This window comes from Stenotrophomonas sp. Steno-Z10-BAI, from assembly GCF_056393115.1.
Map to the genome: position 1 here is coordinate 330,708 of NZ_JBWJOZ010000002.1, position 17,037 is coordinate 347,744.

The 17,037-nt window shown below is 69.0% G+C and carries 8 protein-coding genes; 4 read left to right on the forward strand and 4 right to left on the reverse strand.

Annotated features, from left to right (window positions below):
* Nucleotides 1-41: 41 nt before the first annotated feature.
* Together AC06E9_RS06475 and AC06E9_RS06480 are read right to left on the reverse strand one after the other, a co-directional pair.
* Nucleotides 42-824, reverse strand: a complete 783-nt coding sequence (locus tag AC06E9_RS06475) for a DUF2092 domain-containing protein (RefSeq protein ID WP_478055728.1) — start codon at nucleotides 822-824, stop codon at nucleotides 42-44.
* 155 nt (nucleotides 825-979) lie between these two features.
* Nucleotides 980-2,872, reverse strand: coding sequence for a DUF885 domain-containing protein (locus tag AC06E9_RS06480; protein ID WP_478055729.1), 1,893 nt, complete (start codon nucleotides 2,870-2,872; stop codon nucleotides 980-982).
* Between the two features lie 421 nt (nucleotides 2,873-3,293).
* On the opposite strand from AC06E9_RS06480, the gene AC06E9_RS06485 reads away from it, so the two are divergent.
* Together AC06E9_RS06485 and AC06E9_RS06490 are read left to right on the forward strand one after the other, a co-directional pair.
* Nucleotides 3,294-5,969 (forward strand): TonB-dependent receptor plug domain-containing protein, encoded by a 2,676-nt coding sequence (locus AC06E9_RS06485; protein ID WP_478055730.1) that lies wholly within the window; start codon nucleotides 3,294-3,296, stop codon nucleotides 5,967-5,969.
* Entirely contained in the window at nucleotides 5,966-7,159 is a 1,194-nt protein-coding gene (locus AC06E9_RS06490) for a pyridoxal phosphate-dependent aminotransferase (protein ID WP_282260262.1), read from the forward strand. Before AC06E9_RS06485 ends, AC06E9_RS06490 begins: the two co-directional genes overlap by 4 nt.
* Before the next feature lie 18 nt (nucleotides 7,160-7,177).
* Here the strand turns inward: AC06E9_RS06490 and AC06E9_RS06495 are convergent, their stop codons facing one another.
* The gene (locus AC06E9_RS06495; protein ID WP_478055731.1) at nucleotides 7,178-8,965 is read right to left on the reverse strand and encodes an FAD-binding oxidoreductase; all 1,788 of its coding nucleotides are present in this window, start codon (nucleotides 8,963-8,965) and stop codon (nucleotides 7,178-7,180) included.
* A 249-nt stretch (nucleotides 8,966-9,214) separates the two neighbouring features.
* Between AC06E9_RS06495 and AC06E9_RS06500 the strand changes: the two genes are divergently transcribed.
* The gene (locus tag AC06E9_RS06500; protein WP_478055732.1) at nucleotides 9,215-13,999 is read left to right on the forward strand and encodes an ATP-dependent helicase; all 4,785 of its coding nucleotides are present in this window, start codon (nucleotides 9,215-9,217) and stop codon (nucleotides 13,997-13,999) included.
* 102 nt (nucleotides 14,000-14,101) lie between these two features.
* Nucleotides 14,102-15,673, forward strand: a complete 1,572-nt coding sequence (locus AC06E9_RS06505; RefSeq protein ID WP_121036977.1) for an arylsulfatase — start codon at nucleotides 14,102-14,104, stop codon at nucleotides 15,671-15,673.
* Between the two features lie 73 nt (nucleotides 15,674-15,746).
* Here the strand turns inward: AC06E9_RS06505 and AC06E9_RS06510 are convergent, their stop codons facing one another.
* On the reverse strand, nucleotides 15,747-16,904 hold the full coding sequence (locus tag AC06E9_RS06510) for an alkene reductase (RefSeq protein ID WP_478055733.1): 1,158 nt from the start codon (nucleotides 16,902-16,904) through the stop codon (nucleotides 15,747-15,749).
* Nucleotides 16,905-17,037 lie beyond the last annotated feature (133 nt).

Genomic DNA, 17,037 nt, shown 5'->3' on the forward strand with positions numbered 1-17,037 from the left:
CGGGGCCAGCGCGGCGCGCAGGCAAGCGGAACGGTCCATGCTCAGTTCTCCCCGTCAGTGGTCTGTACGGCCAGCGCGACCGGTACGAACACGATCTTCGTCGCACCCTTGGGATCGAACGCCAGCTCTTTGGCGGTCACCGTGCGCCGCGTATCCCAGTTCAACGTAGCCTGGTAGGTGGGCAACGCGGGATCGCTGTGGCTGGTGATCGCCAGCTGGCGGGGCAGGTGGGTCGTGTCGGAAATCCAGACCTGCCAATCCACCCCGGGTTGCCGGAAGGCGTAGTGCTGGGTGGCCTCGCCCCCGATGCGGGCGCTGCCGATGCGCAGCGCGGACTGCAGCTGATCGGTCGGAAACGCCGGCGTGCCCCACAGGAACAGATCGGCCAGCGGCAACTCGATGCCATAGGTCGTCGCCGATTCGGTCAACAGCGCCTGGCTGCTCTTGTTCAGGCCCTCCAGCGTGGCGTAGTACTTCAGCCGCGGCGAGTAGATCGTCAGCGCCTTGCCGTCGTAGAACAGCTGGCGGTGCTGGTCCTCGCTCTGTATCTCCACGAAGAAGTGGTCCGGGCCCAGCACGCGGTACGCGACGGTGCCGGGCAGGGCGATCTTCTGGCCGTCGTCGAGCACATACTCGGTGCTGGTGGTGGCGTTGAGGGTGAAGTGCGGCAGCGCGCGCAGGGCCGCGCCCATGCGCGTGAGCGCCTGTACGGCCTGGGCATCAACGCTGGCCGCTGCGGGCTGCGCCGTAAGCGGAGGAGGAAGCAGGAGCAGCGGTCCGGCCAGGACCAGCGCCAACAGCAGGCCCGATGAGGTGCGCGGCATGACAGTCTCCAGAGTGTCGTCGGTGGGGCGCGCGACGGGCCGACCCTGCCGACACTCTGCGCACCGCCCACGCGGCGGACAACCGGAGTTACACGGTAACGCGCTAGGTATTTATACGCAGGCACCGGCCAGCGGCCGGCGGCTGTGCAGGGGCATCATGGTGTCCGGGGGGAGGCCGGTCCGCCGGCGGCGATCCAGGCGTCCACGGCCTGGCTGACCACTGTCATGGGCATGGCCCCGTTGCCCAGGATCAGGTCGTGGAACGCACGGATGTCGAAGCGGTCGCCCAGCTCCCGGCGTGCCTGCTCGCGCAGTTCCAGCAGCCGCAGTTGGCCCATCTTGTAGGAGGCGGCCTGACCCGGCTGCACCAGGTAGCGGTAGACCTCGATACGCACATCCGCCGGGGTCATGCCGGTCTTGTCCTGCATGTAGGCGATGGCCTGCTCGGGCGTCCATCGTTTGCGATGCAGGCCGGTGTCTACCACCAGCCGCACCGAGCGGAACATCTCGGCCTGCAGGCGGCCCAGATCACCGGCGGGGTCGTCGCGGTACACACCGGTCTCGGCCATCAGCTGCTCGGCGTACAGCGCCCAGCCTTCGCTGAACGCACTCGGGTTGAGGCTGCGGCGCAGCATCGGCAGCTCGGTCAGGGTCTGGCCGATCGAGATCTGGAAATGATGCCCCGGCGCGCCCTCGTGATAGGTGAGGGTGGGAATGCTCCAACGCGTATTGGAGGTGATGTCGCCCAGGTTGATGAAGAACGTGCCCGGCCGCGAGCCGTCCATCGCCGGTGGGTAGTAGTAGCCGCCGGGCGAGGTGGCCTGCATGTGCGCAGGGACCGGCTGCACCAGCAGCTTCTGCGTCGGCAGGTGGCCGAAGTAGGTGGGCAGGATCGGATCGAGAGCGCGCAGGCGCTGTTCGATGTCGCCGATCAGCTGCCTGCGGCCAGCGTCGCTGTCCTCATACAGGTAGCGCGGGTCCTTGCGCAGCTGTTCGATGCGGGCGGCCACGCTGCCCTCGCGCAGGCCCAGCTGCTTCAGGCGGTCATCCATCGCCGTGTCCAGCCGCGCCACTTCGCGCAGGCCGATCTGGTGGATGGCATCGGCATCCAGATCGGTGCTGGTGTACCAGCGCAGGGCGGCATCGTAGTAGGCCTTGCCCTCGGGCAGTGCCCACATGCCGTTGTTGCCGGGATGGGTCGCCAACGTGGCCTGCACGTTGTCGAGCAGGCGTTGATAGCCCGGGTTCACCGCGTCCCGCACCGCGGCGGTGGCCTGCGCGATCAGTTCAGCACGACGGGCCGCCGGGATGGACGGCACCTTGTCCAGCTTGCGCTGCAACGACAGCACCCACAGGCTGTCCTGCGGCGCCGGTTTCAGCAGTGCACGGTACTGGTTGGCCGCGCCTTCCAGCGCAACCGCCGGCGGCACCACGCCCTGTTGGGCCTGCATGTCGACGTTGGCGCGGACCTGGTCCAGCTTGGTGCCCATCGCCTGCAGCCGTTCAATATAGCGGCGGGCGCTGGTCTCGTCGGTCACCGCGTGCTGGTTGTCCATGAACTGTGGCAGGTTGACCGGCAGGCTGAACAACTGGTCGATCGCGTAGGTGCTGCCGCCGACCGGCAACCACGCCGCGGCCCATGGCACGGCCATCAGATCGATCTGGGTCTGGTAGAACCAGCGTGCCAGGCCGTCGCTCAGGCGTTGCTGTGGGTCCAGCGGCGCGCCTTTCCAGGCACGGATCTGCGCCAGGTTGTCGACAAGAAAGCGGCGGTTGACCTCGCGCCGGGCCAGCGAGACGTCGGTCAGCTGGCCGGACAGATCACCGCTGGCATCGTCGCTGATGCCGAGCATGGTGCGCAGTTCCGGATCGGCGTTGATCGCAGCCATCGTCTGCGCATCGAGCAGGGCGTTGAACGAGGCGGTGGCCGGTGTGCTCACCGTGGACGGCGCCTGCGCATGTGCATCGGCTCGCGGCAGCAGCAGTGCGCCTGCGATGGCCAGTGCGAGCAGGACAGGGACACGGCGGGCAGGCGAGGTCGTAATCACAGGGCGATCTCCGTTGGCGGCAGGCTGCGGGCAGGCTACGCCTGCACGGGTGCGGCTGCACCTGCGGATCGTCATGTCTGCGCAGGCGGGCAGATGCGGGCAGCGTGCAGGCACTGCCGGCCGCGCACGGTTGGCTATCTGGATATGCCCGGAAGTAAGGACATCGGTGCGGCGCCGTTGGCTGCGCCGAATGAAATCAGTGACTTGCCCCGCACTCGTTACCCACCTGCGCACCGGGGCGCGAATGCACGCGTCCGCACCGATTGACGCTCTGCAACAAGTTTGCAACATGTCCCGCAGGGTCACCTGGGGACGTGTCTTGCCTGCTTCGAATCTGCCACGGCGATGTCGCCGCTGACGTACCGCCTGCGCTGTTCCATCGTCTTCTTCGGGCGTGATGCCCGATCTCTTCGGAGTTGTCATGAATCCTCGCGCCACCGTGCTGCGACGTCGCCGTCTGTCCGTCGCCGTGCTTGCCAGCCTGTTCACCACCGTTCCGGTCCATGCTCAGACCGTGGCAAGTGCGCCGGCGGTCACCCAGCTCGACCAGCTCACCGTCCTCGGCAACCGCACCCAGGCCCGCACCGTGCTCGAATCGCCGGTGCCGATCGATGTGCTGAGCGCGCAGGACATCCGCAGCAGCGGCTACACCGATATCAGCCAGATCCTGCAGTCGCTGTTGCCCTCGTTCAATTTCCCGCACCCGACCACCCCGGATGGCAACACCCACATCCGCTCGGCGACGCTGCGCGGGCTGTCGCCGGACCAGACCCTGGTGCTGGTCAACGGCAAGCGGCGGCATGCCAGTGCGTGGGTTAACACCGGCGGCACGGTGGGCAAGGGCGCGGTCTCGACCGATCTCAATGCGATCCCGGTGAGTGCGATCGAGCGGATCGAAGTGCTGCGTGATGGCGCGTCTGCCCAATACGGTTCCGATGCGATTGCCGGGGTGATCAACATCGTGCTGCGCGAGGATGCGGGCGTTGAAGGGCGGGTCAGCCGCGGCACCACCCGCGACGGCGGTGGTGGCACCACGGCCGTCGCCCTGGACACCGGCGTGGCCTTTGCCGACGGCGGCGGCCTGCACCTCACCTGGGACTATCGTGACCGCAAGGCCGCCAACCGCGCCTTGCCCGATACCCGTCAGCAGTACTTCGGGATCGGCCGCAACGGTGCACCGGTGGCGCCGTCGGGCACCTTCGGCTCCGGTACCGGCCTGGCCCCGATCGGGGGCGCGGCGGCGGGTGCAGTGGCCGACCCACGCGAAGCCAGCATCGACCGCGATGCGCTGTGGCGCTTCGCCGACTCGGCCGACACCGTGGAAAAGACCGTGTTCGGCAACCTGCGCAAGCCGCTCGCCTGGGCGGAAGGATGGGAGGCGTATGCGTTCGGCGGCTACGGGGTAAGCGAGGGCAGTTCCAACGCCTCCCTGCGCCGCGCTGGCCAGGTCGAGAACGTGCGCGCGATCTACCCGGACGGGTTCCTGCCGTGGGTCGATACCCAGAGCACCAACGCCTCGCTCGGCGCAGGCATCAAAGGTCTGCTCGGCGACTGGCACTGGGACCTGAGCAGCGTCTACGGCCGCAACAAGCTGGTCTACCGCACCCGCAACACGCTCAACGCCACGCTGGGTGCGGCCAGCCCCACCGCGTTCTACAACGGTGCGCTGGAGGCCTCGCAGTGGACCACCAATCTGGATGCGAACAACAGCATCGAGCTGGGCTGGCACGCACCGCTGCGGCTGGCGATCGGGGCGGAGTTCCGCCGCGATACCTACGGCATTTCGCCCGGCGAGCTGAACTCCTACGTCTGGGGGCCGGCGCGGGTGCTTGATGGCCCCTCGGCCGGCGCGGTGCCGACGATCGGCTCGCAGGGCTTCGCGGGCATCCAGCCGGCGGACGCCGGCAACCATCACCGTCACAACGTCTCGGCCTACGCCGAAGCGGAAACCGATGTGACGGATCGCTTCCTGGTCTCGCTGGCCGGGCGCTGGGAGGACTACAGCGATTTCGGCAGTACCACCAACGGCAAGCTGGCCCTGCGCTACCAGCTCGACGGCGGGGTGGCGGTGCGCGCCTCGGTCAGTACCGGCTTCCATGCGCCGGCCTTGGCCCAGCAGTACTTCAGTTCCACCAGCAGCCGCACGCTGAACAACGCGGTGACCGGGGTGCCCGAGTACGTGCTGGTGCGCACCGCACCGGTGGATACGGTGGAAGCCCGTGCCCTGGGGGCGCGCTCGCTGGAGCCGGAGCAGGCGACCAATGTCACGGCGGGCCTCACCTGGGGCATCGGCGGGCTGAGCGCGTCGGTGGATGTGTACCGGATCGACATCGACGACCGGATCTTTCTTTCCAGCAACTTCGTCGATGCGGCCGGGTCCACCGCGATCCGTGACTACCTGGCCGCACTGGGCTCACCGGGCGTGACCAGCGTGCGCTACTTCAGCAACGCCGCCGATACCCGCACCACCGGCGTGGACGCTTCCGCGCGCTACCGTTGGGAGCTGGCGGACCATGGCAGGCTCACCGCGACCGTCGCGTACAACCGCAACAAGACCGAGCTGACCCATGTCGCCTCGACCCCGGCGCAGCTGACCGCGCTCGGCGTGCGCACGCCGTTGTTCGATGTCACCGAGCGCACCCGGGTGGAGAAAGGCCAGCCGCGCGACAACCTGACCCTCGCGCTGGGCTGGGATGTCGGCCGCTGGGGCCTCCACCTGGGCACGCACCGCTATGGCGAGATCGAAGGCGTGGCGGCGACCAACCAGAGCGCGGCCAATGTCGCCGCCTTTGCGCAGGGCTCGACCCGTTTCCGCACGCTGCCGACCGAAGCGGGTAGTGCTGGCAATGTCGATGTGATCCAGAAGCTGGAGGCGCGCTGGGTCACCGATCTGGACATCGCCTTCCGTGCGACCGAGACGGTGACGTTGGTGCTGGGCGCCAACAATCTGTTCAATACCTATCCCACCCGCAACATCGCCACCACCCCGCAGGTCTCCGGCGCGGATACCTTTGGCGTGTTCCCGTACAGCGAGCTGTCGCCGTTCGGTTGGAGTGGCACCTACTACTACGCACGCCTGGAGGCCCGTTTCCAATGACCCGTTCCACCACTGCAGGCCACCTGCCTGCCGATCCGCAGCGCCGCTACTGGCTGCGTGCCGGGCTGACCAGTGCCGCAGCGGTCGCGCTGGCGCCGGCCGCTGGATCCGCTGCACCGGCCGCTCCGGCAGGCGTGACGGCCGCCGGGAGCCCCACGGACCTGCTGCGGCTGGACCTCAATGAAAGCAGCTACGGCCCGTCACCTCGGGTCGGGCCCGCGGTACAGCGCGCGCTGGCGGAGGCGCCGCGGTATGTCAGCGCCGCGCAGCTGCAGGCGTTGCAGAGCCAGATCGCCACGCTGGAAGGGGTCGCGTCCGAACAGGTCATCGTCGGTGAAGTGCTCGAAGCATTGGGCCAGCATCTTGCGCTGAGCCAGGGCGCGGGCGGTTTCATCTACAGCGTGCCCGGGTATGGCGCCCTGGTGGATGCGGCCAGGCCCTTTGGCGGCCGGGCGGTGGAAGTGCCGTTGAACGCGCGGCTGGAGAATGATCTGCCCGCATTGCTGGCGGCGATCGCGCCGGATACCCGCGCGCTGTTCGTGGTCAATCCGCACAACCCGTCCGGCACGCTGAGCCCCGGGGCCGAGTTCGATCGTTTCGTGAGCGCCGCGCAGGCGCGCACGCTGGTGATCGTCGACGAGGCATACCTCGACTACCGCGAGGATGCCGCCACGTTGAGCGCGGTGCGCCTGCTGCGGCAGGGCCAGAACGTGGTGGTGTTCCGCACGCTGGGCAAGATCCATGCCCTGGCCGGGCTGCAGGTCGGGTATGCGCTGGTGCCTGCGGCGCTCGCCGGGGCACTGCGCCAGCGCGGCGTCGGCGGCGCGCACGCGCAGAACCAGTTGTCGCTGGCGGCTGCATCGGCCGCGCTTGCCGATCCCGCCCACGTGGCCCAGGTCCGGCGCAGCGTGGCGGCGGAGCGGCGGCACTGGCAGCAGGTCCTGAGCGGGCTGCGCCTGCGCTCGACCGAAGCGGCCGGCAATTTCGTGTTCGTCGATACCGGGCACCCCCATGCAGCCGTCGCCGCCGGGCTCCTGCAACAGGGCGTGCGCATCGCCCGTGTGTTCGCCCCGTATGACACCTGGGTGCGGATCACCGTCGGCACGCCGGCGGAGAACCGGCGTGCACAGCAGGCATTGCGCAGCGTGCTCGCCCAGCTGGGCAAGGCCCAGGGTGGGGCGGCGGCGTAGACGCTGCCCGACGCGCCGTCAGCCGCCGATGCGCTCGAAGCCATCCGCGCTCCACTCCTCACTGCCCACACCGTGATGGATCACGAACAGGCCCTGCGGATCGTAGCGGCGCTTGGCGGCCTGCAGCCGGGGGTAGTTCGGCCCCCAGAACGCCTGCTGCCAGTCTTTCTGGAAGTAGTCGCTCTCCGAGACATAGGCCGGGGCCGAGGGCGCCACCACGCTCAGGGCCTTGTAGGCGCGCGCCACGTTCAAGGCGCCCCGGCGTGCCCGGGGCTCATCCACCGTGCGCCCCAGGCCCGGATACACCGGCCCGCTGGCATTGCCGATAATCGCCAGCGCGAAGGCGTCCAGCACGGCCGGATGGGTGGCCGTGTCGCGGCTGGCGGCCAGCGCCGCCGCCGGCGCACCGAACAGGCCCTTGTTGCAGTGCAGGCCGACATCCATGTGATCGGCGGCCGCACAGATCGCCGCGGCCGCCTGCTCACGCTGCGCATCGTCCAACAGCCCCGATGGCAGCCACGCCGATGCGTAGCCATGCAGGAACCAGCCGACCTGGCCCTGGTCGCCCTTCCACAGCATGTGCCGGGAGGAGGCGCCGTCGCGGGTGTCCTCGGCGATGAGGGCAGGGGCGTGCCGGCGGAAGAAGTCCGCGTCCCAGAAGTCTCTGGCCGGCATCGCCAGTGCCTGCAAGGGTTCGATGAGGGTGTAGGCCGGCCGGGCGCGGATCCAGTCCAGGAACGGCGTCCAGGTCGCTTCGGCGGCGTCGCGCGACAGGCCCTGGAACACCATCGAGATCGACAGCCGGCGCGTGTCCTTGAAGGTGAACTGCTCACCCCAGTGCGGGTTGCACAGGGTGTCGCGGTAGAAGCGGAGCATCTCCACCGCCAGTGCCTGCCAGCTGGCGTCGTCGCTGGCCTGGATCTGGCAGGAGACGCCGCCGAAGGTGTCGGGCAGGTCATGGGTCCGCAGCGTCATCCGGGTGACGATCCCGAAGCTCGCCGCGCAGCCGCCCTTCAAGGCCCAGAACAGGTCCGGGTCGTTGTCGGCGTTGACAGTGCGGATCTGCCCGTCGGCGGTGACGATCTCGGCTTCGAGCAGGCTGGCCGCGGCCGTGCCATGCGCTTTGGAGAAACTGCCGAAGCCGCCGCCGGTGACCAGGCCGGTCACGCCTACCGAGGTACAGCCGCCGCCCTGGACATAGCGCCCACCGCGGGTGGTGACCGCATCGTAGGCATCGATCCACATCGCCCCGGCGCCTACGCTGACCGCCGGCTGCGGCGCCGTGCCCGCGCGGGCGTTGTGGGCGACGAAAGCATCGTGCAGCTCGACCTGGTTCATCGCGCGGGTCCAGACCAGCAGCGAATCCGGCGCGCAGGAGGTGCCGTGATAGCTGTGCCCGCCGCCTTTGACCACCAGGCGCAGGCGGTGGGTGCGGGCGAAGTTCACCGCCGCGGCCACATCGGCGCTGTTGGCGGCGGCCACCACCTTCGCGCTGGGCACTGACCGCCACGTGCCGAAGTAACCACTGGTCTGGGTGAGCGCGGGCGCATCGCCGAGGAAGAACGGATTCTGCAGCTGCTCCAGCGCCGCGGTGCGGGTGGCGGCATCAGCGAGGAAGGGGGACTGCGGCACCGACAGCCGACCGCCGACGGCACGCGACAATCGGTCCCACTCGGCGGCAGCGGGCCACCCTGCTGCGCCCGGCCGGACCCTCGCACGCGTCGCTGCGAAGGCAGGGCCGGCCTTGAGCAGCATCGGCAGCAGCGGCAGGGTCAGCCCGGCCTTGAGGCAATCGCGTCGTTTCATGAGGGTCGTTCCTGCGGCAGTAGCGGGGTTGATGCCAGCGAGTGTGTTCCCGCAGAGGCCCGCCGGCCTTGGCCTGGGGCCGGATGTCGGTGATCAAGGGACGAGTGGCGGGGGCTCGGGGGCGGGCGGCGCCAACCGCAGACACGTCGGTCCCGCGCCGATTGACGCATGCCCGACGCGGCTTACCCTAGTCTGGTTCCATTGCGCTCGCGGCCGTCGCTGGGCGAGTGCCCCACGACATCTGGATCCATGCCCACCTCGAACGACCCCGCCCCCGGCGCACTGGCCACCTTCACCCCGGCCACGCGCGATTGGTTCACGGCAGCCTTCGCTGCGCCCACGCCAGTGCAGGACCATGCCTGGGCGGCGATCAGCGCCGGCCAGCACACCCTGGTCATCGCGCCGACCGGCTCGGGCAAGACCCTGGCCGCGTTCCTGCACGCGATCGACCAGCTGTTCCGCAGCGGTGAGCAGCAGGGCGGTGGGCGGCCGGCGACGGCGACGCCGACGCCCACCAAGCGCGGCACCCGTGTGCTGTATCTCTCGCCGATCAAGGCGCTTGGCGCCGATGTCGAGCGCAACCTGCAGAGGCCCCTGCAGGGGGTGAGTGCCGAACGCCAGCGGCGCGGCGATCCGGCGGTCACCCTGTCCGTCGCGATCCGGACCGGCGACACCACCCCGGCGGAGCGGGCGCGGCTCCTGCGGCGTCCGCCCGACATCCTGATCACCACGCCCGAATCGCTGTTCCTGATGCTCACCTCACAGGCGCGCGAGACGTTGCGCGAGGTGCATACCGTCATCATCGATGAAATCCATGCGGTGGCCGGCAGCAAGCGCGGCACCCACCTGGCGTTGAGCCTGGAGCGCCTGGATGCCCTGCTGCAGGTGCCCGCGCAGCGCATCGGGCTCTCGGCCACGGTGCGCCCGGTGGAGGAGGTCGCGCGGTTCCTCGGCGGCGACCGCCCGGTCAGCGTGGTCCAGCCGCCGTCGCGGCGGGCGCTGGAGGTCCGGATCGTGGTGCCGGTCGAGGACATGGCCGACATTCCGCCGCATCCCGCGGCCGCCGATGCACCCGCTTCCGCCGGCCGGGTCGGCTCGATCTGGCCGCATGTGGAGGCCAGCATCCTGGACCAGGTGCTGGCGCGACGTTCGACGATCGTGTTCGCCAACTCACGGGGCGTGGCCGAAAAGCTGACTGCCCGGTTGAATGAACTGCATGCCGACCGTGTCGCCCGTGGCCAGCTCCCGGCGCTTGCATCGATAGCGGCGGCTGCCCCCGAGCACTACGGGTCGTTCAACGGCGGCACCGCCGGGCGGGCCGCTGGAGCGGACGCGCTGATCGCCCGGTCGCACCATGGTTCGGTCTCCAAGGAACAGCGCCGTGAGATCGAACAGGCGCTCAAGTCCGGCGAGCTGCGCTGTGTCGTGGCCACCTCCAGCCTGGAGCTGGGCATCGACATGGGGCTGGTCGATCTGGTGATCCAGGTCGCCGCGCCGCCGTCGGTCGCCAGCGCGCTGCAGCGGGTGGGGCGGGCCAGCCACCAGGTCGGGGGCATCTCCACCGGCCTGGTCTACCCGCGCACACGGCGCGATCTGATCGATGCGTCCGTGGCGGTCGAGCGCATGCTGGCCGGTGGGATCGAAGCGATCGATCCGCCGCGCAACCCGCTGGACGTACTGGCCCAGCAGACAGTAGCCGCGGCGGCGATGGAGACACTGGACGTGGACGCCTGGTATGCGCGCGTACGGCGTGCCGCGCCGTACCGTTCGCTGCCGCGCAGCGCGTTCGATGCCACCCTGGACATGCTGGCCGGGCGCTATCCCTCCGATGATTTCGCCGGCTTCCGCCCGCGGCTGGTCTGGAACCGGGACACCGGTGCGCTGAGCGCGCGGCCGGGCGCGAAACAGCTGGCGGTCACCAGCGGGGGCACCATCCCGGACCGTGGCATGTTCGGTGTGGTGCTTCCGGAAGGCGAGGAACGTGCCGGGTCGCGCCGGGTCGGTGAACTGGATGAGGAGATGGTCCACGAATCACGGGTCAACGATGTGGTCACCTTGGGCGCCACCTCGTGGCGGATCGAGCAGATCACCCATGACCAGGTCGTGGTGACTCCCGCACCGGGGCGTTCGGCCCGCTTGCCGTTCTGGCGCGGTGAGGGCGTCGGCCGCCCGGCCGAACTGGGCGAGGCGGTGGGTGCCTTCATTGGCGCGCTGGATGCCGGTGTCGCGGAAGCGGGCATGCCGGCCGGGCTGCGGCAGCGGCTGCAGGCCTGCGGATTGGCGGACAACGCGATCACCAACATCGCCGGCCTGCTGGCCGAACAGCGTGAGGCCACCGGCGTGCTGCCCACCGACCGCACGCTGGTGCTGGAGCGCTGCCGCGATGAGGCCGGTGACTGGCGGCTGATGCTGCATTCCCCCTATGGGCGGCGCGTACACGATCCCTGGGCGCTGGCGGTGGCCGCGCGCATCCGCGAACGCTGGGGCGTGGATCCGGCGGTGGTGGCCAGCGACGACGGCATCATCGCGCGGCTGCCCGACGCGGAGGGGCGCCTGCCGGGCGCGGAGCTGTTCCTGTTCGAGCCGGAGCGGCTGCGCAGCGACGTCACGCGCGCCGTGGGCGGCTCGGCCCTGTTCGCCGCGCGCTTCCGCGAATGTGCCGCACGCGCACTGTTATTGCCGCGGCGCACGCCGGGTCGTCGCTCGCCGCTGTGGCAGCAGCGCCTGCGCGCCGGTGAACTGCTGGCCATCGCGCAGGGCTACCCCGAGTTCCCGATCCTGATCGAGACCGCACGTGAATGCCTGCAGGACGTCTACGATCTCGATGCGCTGGGCATGCTGATGCAGCGGCTCACCGACGGCCGCGTGGCGATCGCCGATGTCACCACCGAGGTGCCGTCGCCGTTCGCGGCGAACCTGCTGTTCGGCTATGTCGCCGAGTTCATGTACGGCACCGATGTGCCGCTGGCCGAGCGACGCGCGTCGGTGCTGTCACTGGACAGCGGCCTGTTGGGCGATCTGCTCGGCCAGGTCGATCTGGGCGACCTGCTGGATGCGGGCGTGGTGGAGCAGGTGGGCAGCGAGCTGCAGCGCCTGGCGCCCGACCGCCAGGCACGCGGCAAGGAAGGGGCGGCCGATCTGCTGCGCGAACTGGGCCCGCTCACCGATGAAGCGATGGCGCTGCGGCGGGTCGATGACGATCCTGCCGGGCATCTGCACGATCTCGCCGCCGAGCGGCGTGCGATCCAGGTCCAGATCGCCGGCCGCCTGCACTGGGCGGCCATCGAAGATGCCGCGCGCCTTCGCGATGCGCTGGGGGTCACCCTTCCGCGCGGCATCCCCGAGACCTTCCTGCAGGCCTCATCGGACCCGCTGGGCGAGCTGCTGGGCCGATATGCGCGTACCCATGCGCCGTTCACCACGGCCGAGGTGGCGGCCGCGTTCGGAGTGGGCGTGGCCGTGGCCGATGCGGCACTCACGCAGCTGGAGACGCAGGGCAAGCTGCTCAAGGGTCGTTTCGGTGTGGCGCGTCGCGATGCCGAGGCCGTCGGCGCGGCCGCCGAGCCGGCGCCGCTGGCCCGTCACGAATGGGTGGGTGAGGCGGTGTTCCGTCGGCTGCGGGTGCGCTCGCTGCAGGCGGCACGCGAGGCGACCCGGCCGGTCACGCGCGACGCCTATGCCCTGTTGTTGCTGGAGCGGCATGGGCTGCTGGCCGATGCCGAACAGGCTGCACGTGGCATCACTCACCGCGGGCCGGGTGCGCTGGAGGGCATCGACGGCGTGCTGCGCGTGGTGGACCTGCTGGCGGGCGTGGCGCTGCCGGCGTCGGTGTGGGAACAGCAGATCCTGCCTGCGCGCGTGGTCGATTACGCGCCGGCGATGCTCGATGAGCTGCTCGCTACGGGCACCGTGGTGTGGGCCGGGCACGGGCGGCTTGGCGAGGAGGATGGACTGGTCTCGCTGCACCTGCAGGAATTCGCGGCAGAAACGCTGCCCGCGTTGGCGGTGGCAACCGCGCTGTCGCCGCTGCAGGACGCGCTGCTGCAGGCGCTGGCCGACGGTGGCGCTTACTTCGCGCGCCAGCTGGTCACTGCGGTGGGCACGCACGGGGCGCGGGCCGGCAGCCCGCCCATGGAGATCACCGCCGCGCAGCTGCACGATGCCTTGTGGGGCCTGGCCTGGTCGGGGCACCTGACCACGGATCTGTGGGCGCCGCTGCGTGGCATGGCCGGTGGCCGCGCGCTACGGCCGCGGGTCGCGCGCGCCTCGCGGCGCGGTCGACGCGTCCGTGGCATCCCGATGCACGACACGCCCTTGGCCGACGGCGCGCCGGCGGTGATCGCCAGCTTTGCGGCCCCCGCGCTGGCCGGGCGCTGGTCGCTGTTGCAGCGTGAGGCGATCAGTGACACGGCGCGCGCGGTGGCGCTGGCCGAGGGGCTGCTGGACCGGCACGGCATCGTGACCCGCGGGGCCGCGATGGCCGAAGGGATCGCCGGCGGCTTCCCGGCGCTGCAACAGGTGTATCGCGGCATGGAAGATGCGGGACGGGTGCTGCGCGGGCGCTTCGTGGACGGGCTGGGCGGGGCCCAGTTCGCCGACCGGCTGATCGTGGATCGGCTGCGTGGCGTCGCCGAGGCCCTGCGGCCCGGTGCTGCCGAGGTGGCGATCGGGTTGTCTGCGGTGGACCCGGCCAATCCGTTTGGCACCGTGGTGCCCTGGCCGGTGCACGGCTCGGCGGTCCGGCCGGTGCGACGTGCCGGCGCCGTGGTGGTGATCGGCGGCGGGCGGCTGCTGATGTATCTGGCCCAGGGGGGGCGTCAGCTGCTGACGTTCTTCGACGCGGACGATGTGTCCCTGGCAGGTACGACGGCTGCCGCGGCGCAGGCGCTGGCCAGCGCACTGCGGCGGGGCCGGCGCACCTCGTTCACCGTGGAGCTGATCGACGATGCGCCGGCCCGACGCGATGGCCTGATGGACGCGCTGCGGGCCGCCGGTTTCTCCAGTGCGCCAAAAGGCATCGGCTGGGAAGGATGAGCAGGGGAGGCGAAGACTTACTGATGCGATCTAAGTAGAAACACGCTGGCCGCCATCGCGACCCACACCGACTATTGAGCACCACCGTCGTCGGAGAAGTGCATGGCCAGCTCATCCGCAAAGAAGAAGCCCGGTTCATCCGCAAAGAAGCCCAACATCCTCGTCATCTGGGGAGACGACATCGGCATCTCCAACCTGAGCTGCTACTCGCGCGGGTTGATGGGCTACCAGACCCCCAACATCGACCGCCTGGCCAACGAGGGCATGCTGTTCACCGACTCCTACGGCGAACAGTCCTGTACCGCCGGCCGCTCATCGTTCATCACCGGGCAGAGCGTGCTGCGTACCGGTCTGTCGAAGGTGGGCATTCCCGGTGCGCCGGTCGGGATGAACGAGAAGATCGTCACCATTGCCGCGCTGCTGAAGAACGAGGGCTATACCACCGGGCAGTTCGGCAAGAACCATCTTGGCGATCTGAACCACATGCTGCCCACCAACCATGGGTTCGATGAGTTCTACGGCAACCTCTACCACCTCAATGCCGAAGAAGAGCCGGAGATGTACGACTACTTCCCCAAGGACGAGTTCGGGGATTTCATCGAGACCATCAAGCCGCGCGGGGTGATCCACAGTTTCGCCACCGACAAAGATGACAGCACCGACCAGAAGCGCTGGGGCAAGGTAGGCAAGCAGAAGATCGAGGATACCGGCCCGCTGGACCGCAAGCGCATGCTGACCTGCGATGACGACTTCGCCGAGCGCGCCAAGGGCTTCATCAAGAAGGCGAACGACGACGACACGCCGTTCTTCGTCTGGGTCAACTTCACCCACATGCACCTGTATACGCACACCAAGGAAGAGAGCAAGGGCCAGGCCGGGCGTTGGCAGTCGCCGTACCACGACACCATGGTCGACCACGACAAGAACGTGGGCTCGCTGCTCGATTACCTCGACGAACTGGGCATCGCCGAAGACACCCTGGTGGTGTACTCCACCGACAACGGGCCGCACCGCAATTCGTGGCCGGATGGCGGCATGACGCCGTTCCGCAGTGAGAAGGACACCAACTGGGAAGGCGCGTTCCGGATTCCGCTGGTGGTGCGTTACCCGGGCAGGATCAAGCCGGGCTCGGTGTCCAACGAGATCGTCCAGCACCATGACTGGCTGCCGACCTTCCTGGAACTGGCGGGCAACAAGGGCGTGGTCAACGACCTCAAGAAAGGGGTCAAGGCGATCGGGCGCACCTACAAGAACCACATCGACGGCGTCAGCCTGCTGCCGTATCTCACCGGCAAGGAGGAAAAGTCGCCGCGCAAGCTGTTCGTCTACATCTCCGATGATGGCGACATGCTCGGCATCCGCTACGACAACTGGAAGGTGACGTTCATCGAGCAGCGCTGCAAGGGCACCATGCAGCTGTGGGGCGAACCGTTCACGGTCATGCGCATTCCCAAGATCTACAACCTGCGCACCGATCCGTACGAGTTCGCGGATGTGACCTCCAATACCTATTGGGACTGGTACATCAACCACGTCTACATCGTGTACGGGGCGATCGCGCTGCTCACGAAATTCAACGAGACGTTCGTGGACTTCCCCAAGATCCAGAAGCCGAACACGTTCACGGCCGACCAGGCCGTGGAGAAGCTGCAGGAAGCAGTGACGGGCAAGTAGCGGCTGCGGCCATCGCGTGGAAGGATCGACGAACGGGGGGGCGGAATGTCCCCCCATTCGCGTGCCCGTTCCGTCAGGCGGCCTCGGAGGCTGCCTGTTCGTGGGTCGGGGCGTACGCCGGGTAATCGACGTAGCCGGCCGCGCCGCCGCCATAGAACGTTTCGCGATCGGCAGGGGCCAACGGCCAGCCATGCTGCAGGCGTGCCACCAGGTCCGGGTTGCTGATGAAGGCAGTGCCGAAGGCCGCCAGGTCGATCAGGCCCGCATCGATCAGCTGCTCGGCGCGCTCGCGGGTCATGCCGCCGGCGAGGATGAGTGCGGTCCCGGGCAGATGCGGCTTGAGCGTGCGCAGCAGGCCACTGAAGCCCGAATCGCCCGCGCCATCGACCGACTTCTGGCCGACCTTGAAACCGGACTGGTCCATCAGGTGCACATACGCCAGGCCGCGCTGCCCGATGGCCTGGATCAGGGCGGTGTAGGTCGCGTCGATCTCCGGGTACAGCGGCATGTCGAACAGCTGGCCATAGGGCGACAGACGGATCGCGGTGCGCGACGCGCCGATGCGGGCGACCACCGCGTCGATCACCTCCAGCGTGAAGCGCAGGCGGTTGTCGAGCGTCTGCGGACCATACGCGTCGGTCCGATCATTCACGAGCGGGTTGATGAACTGCTCATGCAGGTAGCCGTTGGCGCCGTGGATCTCCACGCCGTCGAAGCCGGCCTCGATGGCATTGGCGGCCGCCTGTGCGAAGTCGGCCACGATGCGCGGGATCTCATCGGTCTGAAGCTGGCGAGGCGCCGGTGAGGCGACCAGCGCGGGCGTGCCGGTGTCGTCATAGCCGAACGCCTGCGCGCCGACCGGCAGCTTCGAACTGGCGCTGACCGGACGCGCAGCGTCGGCCTGGATGGTCGGGTGGGAGACGCGGCCCACATGCCAGAGCTGCGCGAACATGCGGCTGCCCAGGGCATGGACCGAATCGGTGGTCAGGCGCCAGCCGGCGATCTGCTCGGCGGTGAAGATGCCCGGGTTGAACAGATAGCCCTGGCCTTCGCGGGAAATGGGCGTGCCTTCACTGACGATCAGGCCCGCGGTGGCGCGCTGGGCGTAATACAGCGCGGTGCGCTCGTCGGCGGCGTCATGCGGGGCGCGTGCACGGGTCAGCGGGGCCATGACCACGCGGTTGCGCAGCGGGATGCCCGCGAGGTCGAACGTATTGAAAAGGGAGCTCATGGGGGTTCCTGAGGGTGCGAGGGGGAGGGGCGTGGCGGGTCCGCCATGCGTTCCCCTCATCGTATGGGCGTGCGATATCGGCCACAATGCGATGATTCGGCAAATGACTATTGCTGAAACAGCAATCAGGTTC

Excerpts from the sequence above, each read along its gene's own strand:
- AC06E9_RS06475 (WP_478055728.1), bottom strand. The coding sequence starts at position 824 with ATGCCGCGCACCTCATCGGGCCTGCTGTTGGCGCTGGTCCTGGCCGGA.
- AC06E9_RS06485 (WP_478055730.1), top strand. The coding sequence starts at position 3,294 with ATGAATCCTCGCGCCACCGTGCTGCGACGTCGCCGTCTGTCCGTCGCC.
- AC06E9_RS06490 (WP_282260262.1), top strand. The coding sequence starts at position 5,966 with ATGACCCGTTCCACCACTGCAGGCCACCTGCCTGCCGATCCGCAGCGC.
- AC06E9_RS06495 (WP_478055731.1), bottom strand. The coding sequence starts at position 8,965 with ATGAAACGACGCGATTGCCTCAAGGCCGGGCTGACCCTGCCGCTGCTG.
- AC06E9_RS06500 (WP_478055732.1), top strand. The coding sequence starts at position 9,215 with ATGCCCACCTCGAACGACCCCGCCCCCGGCGCACTGGCCACCTTCACC.
- AC06E9_RS06505 (WP_121036977.1), top strand. The coding sequence starts at position 14,102 with ATGGCCAGCTCATCCGCAAAGAAGAAGCCCGGTTCATCCGCAAAGAAG.
- AC06E9_RS06510 (WP_478055733.1), bottom strand. The coding sequence starts at position 16,904 with ATGAGCTCCCTTTTCAATACGTTCGACCTCGCGGGCATCCCGCTGCGC.